General features: G+C 62.2%; 9 protein-coding genes. 5 read left to right on the top strand and 4 right to left on the bottom strand.

The window, feature by feature from the left end; genetic code table 11:
- The first annotated feature begins 280 nt into the window (after positions 1 to 280).
- On the top strand, positions 281 to 2,512 hold the full coding sequence (locus tag CSQ92_RS08645) for an NADP-dependent isocitrate dehydrogenase (RefSeq protein ID WP_034786464.1): 2,232 nt from the start codon (positions 281 to 283) through the stop codon (positions 2,510 to 2,512).
- Positions 2,513 to 2,605: 93 nt separating this feature from the next.
- On the opposite strand, the gene CSQ92_RS08640 is transcribed toward CSQ92_RS08645, so the two are convergent.
- From CSQ92_RS08640 to CSQ92_RS08630, 3 genes are all read right to left on the bottom strand, one after another.
- Positions 2,606 to 3,049, bottom strand: coding sequence for a DUF411 domain-containing protein (locus CSQ92_RS08640; protein WP_034786439.1), 444 nt, complete (start codon positions 3,047 to 3,049; stop codon positions 2,606 to 2,608).
- A gap of 68 nt (positions 3,050 to 3,117) precedes the next feature.
- A complete protein-coding gene (locus CSQ92_RS08635; protein ID WP_143450315.1) occupies positions 3,118 to 3,504 on the bottom strand; it encodes a hypothetical protein in 387 nt (128 codons plus the stop codon).
- Positions 3,505 to 3,552: 48 nt separating this feature from the next.
- A complete protein-coding gene (locus CSQ92_RS08630) occupies positions 3,553 to 4,896 on the bottom strand; it encodes a sensor domain-containing protein (protein WP_099393865.1) in 1,344 nt (447 codons plus the stop codon).
- A gap of 256 nt (positions 4,897 to 5,152) precedes the next feature.
- On the opposite strand from CSQ92_RS08630, the gene CSQ92_RS08625 reads away from it, so the two are divergent.
- From CSQ92_RS08625 to CSQ92_RS08610, 4 genes are all read left to right on the top strand, one after another.
- A complete protein-coding gene (locus CSQ92_RS08625; RefSeq protein ID WP_143450314.1) occupies positions 5,153 to 6,778 on the top strand; it encodes a hypothetical protein in 1,626 nt (541 codons plus the stop codon).
- A gap of 107 nt (positions 6,779 to 6,885) precedes the next feature.
- On the top strand, positions 6,886 to 7,419 hold the full coding sequence (locus CSQ92_RS08620; RefSeq protein WP_099393863.1) for a sigma-70 family RNA polymerase sigma factor: 534 nt from the start codon (positions 6,886 to 6,888) through the stop codon (positions 7,417 to 7,419).
- Positions 7,420 to 7,424: 5 nt separating this feature from the next.
- Positions 7,425 to 8,348 carry a FecR domain-containing protein gene (locus CSQ92_RS08615; RefSeq protein ID WP_257219167.1) on the top strand — a complete coding sequence of 308 codons (924 nt, stop codon included), beginning with the start codon at positions 7,425 to 7,427 and terminating at the stop codon, positions 8,346 to 8,348.
- Between the two features lie 105 nt (positions 8,349 to 8,453).
- On the top strand, positions 8,454 to 10,997 hold the full coding sequence (locus CSQ92_RS08610) for a TonB-dependent siderophore receptor (protein ID WP_099393862.1): 2,544 nt from the start codon (positions 8,454 to 8,456) through the stop codon (positions 10,995 to 10,997).
- 76 nt (positions 10,998 to 11,073) lie between these two features.
- On the opposite strand, the gene CSQ92_RS08605 is transcribed toward CSQ92_RS08610, so the two are convergent.
- The gene (locus CSQ92_RS08605; protein WP_034786435.1) at positions 11,074 to 12,438 is read right to left on the bottom strand and encodes an amino acid permease; all 1,365 of its coding nucleotides are present in this window, start codon (positions 12,436 to 12,438) and stop codon (positions 11,074 to 11,076) included.
- Between the last annotated feature and the right edge of the window lie 54 nt (positions 12,439 to 12,492).

The raw sequence follows: 12,492 nt of genomic DNA, 5'->3' as shown, positions 1-12,492 counted from the left end.
TAGTCATTGCTGCCACGCTCATGACCATGCCGCGCGCATGCCTGGAGGGCATTTCCGCACGGAAAATGGCCATCCTGGGCCTTCAGATCCGGATATTTGCTGTCTTATATAAGATTCGTCGCCATCGGATACACAAACAGCGGCAGGACAGTCTAAAATACGTGGTGGGCAAGCACGGCGTCACCGCCGGCACACTAGCCGTCCAAAGCAAGGCTAACCGTCCTGTGTTTGGAATGAAGAAAGTTAACCACCAGGCATCACCGCATACAAGGGAATGAACATGGCAACACAAAAATCCAAAATCATCTACACGCTGACTGACGAGGCGCCGCTGCTCGCGACGTATTCCCTGCTGCCAATTATCAAAAAATTCACCGCGCCGGCTGGCGTGGACGTCGTTTCCAGCGATATTTCGGTGGCGGCACGTGTACTGGCTGAATTTCCAGAATTCCTGACGGACGCGCAAAAAGTCCCGAACACCCTGGCTGAACTGGGCAAATTGACCCAGAATCCGGACACCAACATCATCAAACTGCCGAACATCAGCGCCTCGCAAGGCCAGCTGATCGCCTGCGTGCGCGAATTGCAAGGCCGCGGCTACAAGCTGCCGGACTATCCGGAAGATGCGAAGACGGACGAAGACAAGGCCCTGAAAGCCCGCTACGGCAAGTGCATCGGCAGCTCGGTCAACCCGGTCCTGCGCGAAGGCAATTCCGACCGCCGCGCACCGAAGGCCGTCAAAGAGTATGCACGCAAGCACCCGCACTCGATGGGCGAGTGGAGCCAATCGTCGCAAACGCACGTCTCGCACATGCACCATGGCGACTTCTACCATGGCGAAAAATCGCTGACCCTGGAAAAGGCCCGCGACGTCAAGATGGAACTGGTCACGGCCTCGGGCAAGACCATCGTGCTGAAACCGAAGGTTTCCCTGCAAGCAGGCGAAATCATCGACAGCATGTTCATGAGCAAGAAAGCGCTGCTGGAGTTCTACGAGAAAGAAATCGACGACGCCTTCAAGACGGGCGTGATGTTCTCGCTGCACGTCAAGGCCACCATGATGAAGGTTTCGCACCCGATCGTTTTCGGCCACTGCGTGCGCATCTTCTACAAGGACGCGTTCGCCAAGCACGCCGCCCTGTTCGACAAGCTGGGCGTGAATGTCAACAATGGCATGAGCAACCTGTACGACAAGATCGAAACCCTGCCAGCGTCGCAAAAAGATGAAGTGCTGAAAGATCTGCACGCCTGCCACGCCAACCGTCCGGAACTGGCCATGGTCGATTCGGCCAAGGGCATCACCAACTTCCATTCGCCGAACGACATCATCGTCGACGCGTCGATGCCAGCCATGATCCGTATCGGCGGCAAGATGTGGGGCGCCGATGGCCGTCCGAAAGACGTCAAGGCAGTCATGCCGGAATCGACTTTCGCGCGCATCTACCAGGAAATGATCGGCTTCTGCAAATGGCATGGCAACTTCGATCCGAAGACCATGGGCACCGTGCCGAACGTGGGCCTGATGGCGCAGCAAGCGGAAGAATACGGTTCGCACGACAAGACCTTTGAAGTGCCGGAAGGCGGCATCGCCAACATCACCGACCTGGAAACGGGCGAAGTGCTGCTGACGCAAACGGTGGAAGAGGGCGATATCTGGCGCATGTGCCAGGTCAAGGACGCGCCGATCCGCGACTGGGTCAAGCTGGCCGTCACGCGCGCGCGCAACTCGGGCATGCCTGCCGTGTTCTGGCTCGATTCCTACCGTCCGCACGAGAACGAGGTCATCAAGAAGGTACAGGTTTACCTGAAGGATCACGACACCAAGGGCCTGGACATCCAGATCATGTCGCAGACGCGCGCCATGCGCTACACGCTGGAACGCGCCTTCCGCGGCCTGGACACCATCTCGGTGACCGGCAACATCCTGCGCGACTACCTGACCGACCTGTTCCCGATCCTGGAACTGGGCACCTCCGCCAAGATGCTGTCGATCGTGCCGCTGATGGCTGGTGGCGGCATGTACGAAACGGGCGCCGGCGGTTCGGCACCGAAACACGTCAAGCAACTGGTGGAAGAAAACCATCTGCGCTGGGATTCGCTGGGCGAGTTCCTGGCCCTGGCCGTGTCGCTGGAAGACATGGGCATCAAGACGGGCAATGCGAAGGCCAAAATCCTCGCGAAAACCCTGGACGAAGCCACCGGCAAGCTGCTGGACAACAACAAGTCGCCATCGCCACGTACCGGCGAGCTGGACAACCGCGGCAGCCATTTCTACCTGGCCATGTACTGGGCGCAAGCCCTGGCAGCGCAGAAGGACGATGCGGAACTGGCAGCGCATTTTGCGCCGGTAGCCAAAGCCCTGGCGGACAACGAAGAAAAGATCGTTGCCGAGCTGAAAGCAGTACAAGGCAAGGAAACGGATATCGGCGGCTACTACCTGCCAGATCCGGCGAAGACGGAAGCGGTCATGCGTCCTAGCGCCAGCCTGAATGCCGTGCTGGACAGCATCTGATGCAGTCATGAAGGCAGTCAGTTCCTGACTGCTGCCTGATAAAAAAACGCCGCCGGAAGCGATTCCGGCGGCGTTTTTCATTTCCCCTCGGGATTATTGGTAGTGCTTGTAGACCTCGGTGCTGCCATTGCTCTTGACCAGCAGGACGTCATACGCATCCTTGCGCGGTCCTTCCATGCCTGGCGAACCCATCGGCATTGCCGGCACGGCCAGGCCTTTCGCCTTGGGTTTCTCGCGCAGCAACTGCTTGATCTCGCTGGCCGGCACATGGCCTTCGATGGCGTAGCCGTTGACGAGGCCCGTGTGGCAGGAACCGAGCGCGTCGGGAATGCCGGCCAGCTTGCGGTATTGCGCCGGCATCTCGACATTTTTCGCGCGTACCGTAAAACCGTTCGCTTCCAGGTGCTTGATCCATGCGGAACAGCAGCCGCAGGAGGCGCTCTTGTAGACTTCAATGACGGGCAGGGCTGCCATGGCGAACGTGGGCAGGCCCAGCATGGCGGCGAAGGCGCCGCGCACCAAGAAATGTTTGATCATGTGTTGCTTTCAGACGCAGTAAGGTTATCGTGGCCACCTTGGTGGCCTGCTTGGGACGAGCTTGGAATTTAAGCGGAAAGCGGTCGCGGCGGCCGGCGCGGGCCGTCGGGAATGAATCCCGCCAGCAAGGTGGCCGTGGCGATGGTGACTTGTTGCGCGCCGCTGCAGGCGGCGGCAGGCAGGGCCAGGGAAGGCGGCATCAGCGCGCCCAGGCAAAAGCCGGCGCAGGCGCCGCACGCGGGGTGCTTGGCAGGGGTCTTGTTGTCTTCTGGCGTGCTGGCGCTGTCCGGCATGGCGGATGACTGCGCAGCATGCTGCTGGCAGGCCGCTGTCATCGCGGTGGCAGGCGAGGCAGCGAGCGGCGCGCACAGCAGCATGGCGCCTGCGGCGGCCGCTTGCAGCGGCACCGTCGTGATCAGCAGCAGGATCAGCCATGTTTTGAAGAGTCTTAGCATCGCCGAAAAGTATAGCATAGGGGCACTATCGCCAGGAGCTGGCGGCCGCTAGCGCGAGGCGGCCGCCAGCACCTTCGAGGCATACATGGCCCGGTCCGCGTGGCGCAGCAGCAGTTGCATGGTGTCGCCATCTTCCGGATAGTGGGCCACGCCGATGCTGACGGCGATCTGCAATTGCTGTCCGTTGCCCAGGTGCAGCGGCGTGGCCAGGGCCGCATGGATCTTTTGCTCGATCAGGCTGACGTCCACCGGCGCGGTATTGCTTTCCAGAAGCACGACGAATTCATCGCCGCCCATCCTGGCCAGGGTGTCGGTTTCGCGCATGCAATCGCGCAGGCGGCTCGCCACCGTTTGCAGCAGCAGGTCGCCGCAGGCATGGCCGTGGTCGTCATTGACGCGCTTGAAGTTGTCGAGGTCCAGGAACAGCAGCGACAGCCGGCCTTCCTGGCGGTGCGCGCGCGCGAACGCCGTGTGCAGGCGGTCGTGGAACAGGCGGCGGTTCGGCAGGCGGGTCAGCTCGTCGTGCATGGCCATGAACTGCATCTGCGTCTGCAACTGCCGGCGCTCGATGGCGGTGGCAAGTTGCTTGGCGACAAATTGCAGCAAATCCTGGTCTTGCTCCGTGCCGATGACGGCATCCTGGCCGCCCTGCAAGGCCAGCGCGCCGATGCTGCCCATGGAGGAATATAGCGGCACGGCAAGCCAGCACGAGGACAGGGCGCAGGCTGCCGTTTGCAGCGCCGCCGGCAGGCTAGCCAGTTGTCCCGCCTGCAGACGCAGGGGACGGCCGCTGCGCAGCACTTCGTCGCACAGCAGGCTGGCCAGGGACGACGTTGGCTGGGGCGCGCTGTCCTCGGCATGGGAAGTCATGGGAGGCTGTATGCCGTGTTCGTCATGCAGCAGCAAGGTCAGGCTGCGCGCGGGCAAGTGTTCGCCGATGATGAGCTGGATGCGGTGCAGCAGGGCGGGCAAGTCTTGCGTCGCCTGCATGGCTTCGGAGATGGCGTACAGCGCGGCCTGCTTTGCCTGGGCCTGTTTCAGCAAGGTGATGTCGCGCGCCACCGCCACGCGCAACTGGTCGGCGGCGGACCAGCGGGCGGACCACATGATGTGCGCCAGGCTGCCATCCTTGCGCAGGTAGCGGTTTTCAAAGTGCGTCTGCGCATGGCCATCCATGATGGCTTGCGCGGCGGCGAGGGTGCGGGCGCGGTCGGCGGGAGCGACCATGTCGAGCATGCGCTTGCCGATCATTTCCTGCTGTGTGTAGCCGAAGATGCGTTCGCAGGCGGTGCTGACGAAGACGAAGCGCCCCTCCACGTCGACCATGCACACGGCATCGAGCAACAAGTCGGTAAAGCTGGCCAGCGGCGCGCGCAGAATCTTGTGTTCCATAGTGGCATTTTAATGGACATTCCCTGCTGTGATTGAACTTGTTGGGAGCCAACGAGGCCAGCGGCATGAAAATGTTTCATTTCCCCGACGCTCATGCTTTTCCGTTTCTTGCCGTTAATGCAGTATTGCCATGCAGTACTTGCCATCACGCCAGCAACGTGACGCAAGGTTTGCCTGGCGTCAGGAAATTGCAAAAAAACTAAACATATCGATATCTTATGATGCCTCTTCTCGCTACTAGTAAGGTTACAGCCCCATGACCTCCATTTCTCCACTGTCAAGCTGGAACAGCGCCCCGTCACGGGCTTCCGCCGCCACGCCGAACCGCACGGAGGCGCCGGCGCCGTCCGCCTCCACGCCGTCTTCCATCGTCGCCCTCAGCCCGGAGAGCGTGAACGGAAGCAATCCTGCGGCGTTGGTGAAACCGCCGATGGTGTGGGAAAGCGCGACGCGCGACAAGGTGAGCGACGCGATGACGAAGAGTTTCTCGTCGTATGCGTTTGGCGGCCGTTTCAGCGGCCTGGGCGAGGCCATGCTGGGACAGGCCAAGCTGGGCAACTATAATTTTTCGCAGGCGATGCGGCAGCCGCCGCCGAGTACGACGCCCAATGTCTATGGGGCATCGGCCATCGCGCCGGGCGACCTGCATGGCAATGGCGAAGACCGGGTTGCCCTCAGCATCACCACCAAAAGCGGCGTGGAAGTCAAGCTGTCGCTCGACAGCCAGGGCGACGGTTTGGCCGTGAACATGACGGCGAGCGGCGAGCTCAGCGACGCTGAAGCGAGCGCGCTGGGCGAACTGGCGAAAGGTTTCCAGGAGACCATCGACGGCATGGGAGAGAGCACGCCGAAACTCAAGCTGGCAGGCTTGATGCAATTCGACCAGCAAGTGCTCGAATCGGTGAAGCTGCATGCGGAAGTCAAGGTGCGGGGCGAGCCGGAAAGTGTGCAGACCCTGGATTTCCAGGCCGATGGCGCGCAGCGCAAAGTCAGCTTCAGCGGCGTGGCCGGCAGCCTGGACCTGAAGGTGGACGCCAGTCAGCTCAATACTCTGGGCAGCCGCGAACGGCAAGCCAAGGCGGTGGACAGTTATATGAAGCAGTTCGACCAGGCGGCGTCGCGCGGCCATGGCGACGCGGGCCTGGTGGCCATGCTCAAGGATGGCTTTACGGCCCTGCACGGCAATACCTCCGCGCCGCAAGCGGCCACGGACACGCCCGAAACGGGCAAGTGGCGCCTGGCGGCCGAGGACAAGTCCATCCTGACGGGGCTGGCGGATTTCAGCGCCTCCGTGTCGCAAGCCGTGAATTTCAGCAATCCCATGCGCAGCATGGAAAAGGATGGCTTCAACTATGAAGTATCGCAAAAGACGCTGCAGGCCGGCGCCAGCCAGGACGAACGCTCTGTCAGGCAGCAGCAGCAATCGAAGCTGAGCGCCAGCTTCCATCAGTCGCTGGTGCCCGGCGTGCCGCTGCGGCTGACGACCAGCACGGAATCGCAGAACTATACCTACCACCAGATCGAGGATACGGCCAGCAGCGACGCGCAGGTGGCTTACAAGGACGGCAAGATGGTGAAGGCGAGCTTGCGGCAGGAGGGTAGCCAGTCCGAGCGCGTCATGAAGTATTTCCTGGGCAAGCTGGAATCGGACAAGACCACGCCGGGTAATTATTCCGTGCTGCGCGACTTGCTGCCCGTGCTGGGGCCGTACAGGTCGGGCGAGAAGGAGATGACGCCCGAGGCGCGCCTGGAGCAGCGCAAGCAGGCGTTGCTGACCTTGAGCGATGACGTGCTGTTGCAATCGTATGCGGGCCGTACCATCAGCCTGTGGCAAGCCGATGTGCTGCCCGCGGAGGCCGACAAGACCGCGGGCGCGGTCTAGGGAGCAAACCGGCATCATTGCTCGGGGAAACTTGCGCGGGCACGCGCATATGGCTACAATTAATAATGATTCTCATTTATTATTGATGCTCTCCTGAAAGTGCCCGCATGATTGCCGCGCCTGTTTCTGCCGACCCCCATGGCTCGACCATCACGGTGCTGTATAGCGAACACCATGGCTGGCTCAGGACATGGCTGCAGCGCAAGCTCGGCTGTTCCTTCGATGCGGCCGACCTGGCGCACGATACATTTGTGCGCATCGTCATGGGCTACCGTACCGGCAAGCAGGGCGCGGCAGTGCCCATGCGCGAACCGCGTGCTTACTTGCGCACGGTCGCCAATGGACTGATGATCGACCTGTTCCGCCGCCGCTCGCTGGAGCAAGCCTGGCTGGCTGCGCTGGCCGGCCAGCCCGATGCCGTCGCCATTTCCCCCGAAGAGCGCCTGCTGGTGCTGGAAGCCTTGCAACGGCTTGATGCCATGCTCGATGCCATGCCGGCCAAGGTGCGCAGCGTGTTCTTGCTGTCGCAGCTGGAAGGCTTGACCTATCCGCAGATCGTCGAGCGGTTGGGTATTCCCTTGCGCACGGTGAAGCGGTATATGCAGCAAGGCTTCGCACAGTGCTTGAGCCTGATGCTGTGAGTACGGTGTCCGTCGATCGTCGCATCGTGCACGATGCCGCCGCCTGGCTGGTCAAGCTGCATGGCGACGAGATGACGGCGCGCGAGCATGTCCGGCTGGCGCAATGGTGTGCGCAGAGTCCGGAGCACGAGCGCGCGTGGCAAGCGGCCAATGAACTGGCGCGCACCTTCGGCGCCGTGCCGACAGATATCGGGCAAGCCACTCTGGGGCGACAGCGCGACCGGCGCGCGGCCTTGAAGGCATTGGCCGCCGTGGCACTGGTTTCGCCGCTGGCATGGCACTACAGCCAGCGTGCCGCTTATCACACCGCAACGGGCGAGCAAGCCAGTTTTATCCTGGACGATGGCAGCGTGCTGACGCTCAATACCGCGTCGGCGGCCGATGTCGTGTTTGACGGGCAGCAGCGGCTGGTGATCTTGCGTGAAGGCGAGATGCTGCTCGAGACGGCGAGCGATGCCCGCGCGCGGCCGTTCCGGGTGCGCACGGCGCAAGGCAGCCTGCGTGCGCTGGGAACGCGCTTTGCCGTGCGCCAGTACGCGGGACGCACGGAACTTGCCGTGCTGGCCCATGCGGTGGAAGTACGCGCCAGTGCCGTGGCGCGGCCCGTGGTCGTGCCGGCCGGCTTTCATGCCAGTTTCAGCGCACAGGCCATCGGGGCGGCACAACGCTCGGGGGCGGCGCAAACGGCCTGGCAGCGTGGCCTGCTGCTGGCAGACAAAATGCGCCTCGATGATTTTTTGCTGGAACTGGCCCGTTATCGCCGAGGCATCCTGCGCTGCGATCCAGCCGTGGCGGGCTTGCGCATTTCGGGCATCTTTCGAACCGATAATATCGACCAGGCACTCGATGTACTGCAGCAAACCTTGCCCGTCGCTATCCTGTCGCGCACGCCGTACTGGCTCACCGTGGTGGCGGCGCCGGCCAGCTGATGCCATTGTTGTAGCAGAAATTCAAAAAAAACTGGCCCCTTTTTACATCCCGTCCGGCAAGTCAGAGAGAGCAGCTTTTCGACTGACTTTATCCAAGGGATTGTTATGCAGCAAACAGTAATCGAGTTTCACCCTCCACGCACCCCCAGCCAGCCAGCGCACCGCCTCCGGCTCCATCTGCTGGCCGCCGCCCTGCGCGGTGCGCTGTTGTCGGCAGGTCTGGCCGGCGTGGGCATGGCTGGCGCACAGGCGGCCGAAGCGGCCAAGGCGGCCAAGGCGGCCGACGCCAAGCACAGCTACGCCATTGCCGCTGGCCCCCTGAACCAGGCGCTGTACCAGTTCGCCAGCGAGGCCGGCATCACCCTGTCGTTCGCGCCGGCCCTGGCGGAAGGCCTCCTATCGCCTGGCTTGCAGGGCAGGTATGCGCTCCAGGATGGCCTGGCCGCCTTGCTGGCCGGGTCGGGCCTGCACGCCATTCCCGGCGTCACCGGTGGGTATCTGCTGAGGAAAGCTGGTGCCGAGGCTGGCGCGGGACCGCAGGTCTTGCCTGCCGTCAAGGTCATGGAGCGGCGCGCACACGATGGCACCACGGAAGGTAGCGGCTCCTATACCAGCCGCGTGACGAGCATCGCCTCGAAGAGCGACCAGTCGTTCCGCGAAATTCCCCAGTCCGTTTCGGTGGTAACGCGCCAGCAAATGGATGACCAGCGCCTGGTGGACATCAGCGATACCCTGAAGCTCACGCCGGGCATCGTTGCCAACCGCGCCAGCTTCAATGCCTACAATTTCTATTCGCGCGGCTTCCAGATCACCAGCATGCAGATCGATGGCGGTTCGCCGCTGGCGCTGGGCGCGTTTTCCTACGATGCGCAGCAAGACATGGCCTTCTATGACCGCATGGAAGTGATGCGCGGCGCATCGGGATTGTTGGGCGGCATAGGCGATCCGGGCGGCATCATCAATCTGGCGCGCAAGAAGCCCCTGGCCGAGCGCCAGATCATTACCGAAGCATCGCTGGGCCGCTGGAATAACCGCCGCGCCACCGTGGACATGACGGGCCCGTTGGCCGACGAGGGGCGATTGCGGGGCCGCGCCGTGGCCGTGTATGAACAGCGCGACTATCACCTCGATGACCGCAGCGTGGAAAAGCCGCAGCTCTACGGCGTACTGGAAGCGGATCTGGGGCGCAGCAGCCTGCTGACCGTGGGCGCCAGCTATGGACGGCAAAATGACAATGGCTACGGCAGCGGCTTGCCGCGCTATAGCGACGGCCGCAATATCGGCTTGCCGCGCAGTGCCAGCTTGACCCAGCCGTGGGCTTTCAATGACCGCACGGCCAGCGAGGTGTTCGGACAGTTCGAACACCAGTTCGCCAACCGCTGGAAACTCAAGGTCAATTTGACCCACAGCAATATGGATATTATCTCGGATACGGCGTTTGCCAACGGCGCCGTCGATCCGAAGACTGGTCAGGGCCCCTTGTGGGGAGGCGGGCGCTACGAGGTAAAGAACCGGCAGGACGTGGCCGATATCAGCCTCAGTGGCACATTTGCCGTGCTGGGCCGCACCCATGAATTCCTGGCTGGCGTCGACTGGCAGCGGGTGAAGGCGCGCTGGGGCACGGGCAAGCCCGTGGATAACTGGGCCGTGCCAGCCGATGTGTTCCACCGCAATGCCTGGAATCCTGACCTGGACGTACCGCTCAGCTATGTGTTCGAGCCATGGACGCAGGAACAGAAGGCCGTGTACGGCATGCTGCGCTTGCATCCCACTGACCGCTTGCACCTGATCGCCGGCGCGCGGGCCAGCCGCTACAGCTTTGGCCAGGTGACGTATCTGGCCGATGAACAAGGGGTATTGCAACTCGATACGGACACGCCCTTCAGCGAACCGACCAAGCTCACGCCGTATGGCGGCGTGATTGTCGATGTGAGCGACAAGTGGTCGGCCTACCTCAGCTATTCCTCCATCTTCAAACCGCAAGCCTTGCTGAAAGCGGCGCCTCTGCCTGGCACTTCCCTGCCGCCGATCCGCGGCAAGAGCATCGAGGCTGGCCTCAAGGGCGAATTGATGGATGGCCTGCTGAACGCGACCCTCAGTGTCTTCGACGTGCAGCGCACGGGCACCGGGGTGCAGGACATGCGCTACCCGTACACAGAGTATCCGTTCGCGGGCAACTGCTGCTACCTGGCGCAAGGCAAAGTCACCAGCCGGGGCGTTGACATGGAGCTGGGCGGCGAGCTCGGTACGGGCTGGCAAGGCACGGCCGGCTACACCTACAACCAGACCAAGGACGAGAGCACGCACACCGATTACAGCAGCATCACGCCCAGGCATATGTTGAAGGTCACTACCGCCTACGCCTTGCCGGGCGCGCTGTCGCAATGGAAGGTGGGCGGCAATGCCATCATCCAGAGCAGTACCTACGTGGCGGGCAAGGTCGACGGCAAGGCCTACGATTTCACGCAAGGCGGCTATGCCGTCGTTGGCCTCATGGCGCAATACCGGATCGATCCGCGCTGGACCTTGAGCCTGAATGTCAACAATCTGTTCGACCGCGTGTATTACGAGCGCGTCGGCTCAGTGACGAATGCCAACTACTATGGCACGCCGCGCAACTGGCAACTGACCCTGCGCGGCCAGTTTTAAACCCAAGCTGAAGCAAAAAGCCCGTCTTCCTGCGAAGACGGGCTTTTTTGCTTCAGCTTGATACGGCGCAAGCAGCCTATGCCTTGGCCTTGCTTTGCTTGATCCAGTAGCCGACGCCCAGCGCGGCGAGCCACACGGGTATCAGGTAGACGGAGATGCGCAGGCCCGGCGTCAGATACATGATCACCAGGATGCCGGCCAGGAAGACCAGGCACAGGTAGTTGGTGAACGGGTAGCCCAGGCTCTGGAACAAGGTCGTCTTGCCTTCGATTTTTTTCTGCGCGCGGAAGCGCAAATGGATCCAGCTGATCATGGCCCAGTTGATGATCAGCGCCGACACCACGAGTCCCATCAGCACTTCAAACGCTTCGCCCGGCATGAAGTAATTCACCACCACGCAGGCGCCCGTCGCCAGGGCCGATACGCCCAGCGCGACGAGCGGCACGCCGCGGCGGTTCAGGTGCAGCAGCGCGCGCGGCGCATTGCCTTGCTTGGCCAGGCCGAACAGCATGCGCGTGTTGCAATACACGCCGCTGTTATACACGGACAAGGCGGCCGTCAGCACCACCACGTTCAGGGCCGTGGCCACCAGGTTGCTGTCGAGCGCATGGAAAATCAGCACGAACGGGCTGCCGCCGGTGACGACGTTTTGCCACGGGTACAGCGACAGCAAAATCCCCAGCGCGCCGATGTAAAAGATCAGGATGCGGTAGATGGCCTGGTTGGTGGCGCGTGGAATCGTCGTGCTCGGGTCGTCCGCCTCGGCCGCCGTGATGCCCACCAGTTCCAGGCCGCCGAACGAAAACATGATGACGGCCATGGCCATCACCAGGCCTTGCCAGCCATTCGGGAAGAAGCCGCCGTGCTGCCACAGGTTGGCCACCGACGCCTGCGGGCCCGCGTCGCCGGAGGCCAGCAGGTACGCGCCGAAGACGATCATGCCGATGATGGCGACCACCTTGACGAGGGCGAACCAGAATTCCATCTCGCCAAACGCCTTGACGTTCAACAGACTGATGGCGTTGATGACGCAAAAGAAGACGAGCGCCGAGACCCAGGTGGGCACGCCCGGCCACCAGTACTGCACGTAGATGCCGACGGCCGTCAGTTCGGCCATGCTGACGAGCACATACAGCACCCAGTAATTCCAGCCCGACAAAAAGCCGGGCAGGTGGCCGCAGTATTTGTCGGCAAAATAGCTGAAGGAGCCGGCGACGGGTTCGTCGACCACCATCTCGCCCAGCTGGCGCATGATCAGGAAGGCGATGACGCCGGCGATGCCATAACCCAGCAACACTGAAGGGCCGGCCATCTTGATGGTTTGCGCGATGCCCAGAAACAGGCCGGTGCCGATGGCGCCGCCCAGGGCGATGAGCTGGATGTGGCGGCTTTTCAGGCCGCGCTTGAGCTCTTGTGGTTCGGTAATCCCGACTGCCGTCATATGTTTTATCCTGTTTTTACGGGGCTGAGGTCGCTGATTCTAAAGCATGAACGG

This window comes from Janthinobacterium sp. BJB446 (assembly GCF_002735655.1).
GTDB classification, from domain to species: domain Bacteria; phylum Pseudomonadota; class Gammaproteobacteria; order Burkholderiales; family Burkholderiaceae_D; genus Janthinobacterium; species Janthinobacterium lividum.
Note: the sequence above shows the minus strand (reverse complement) of the source record. Positions and strands in the feature narration are given on the sequence as shown.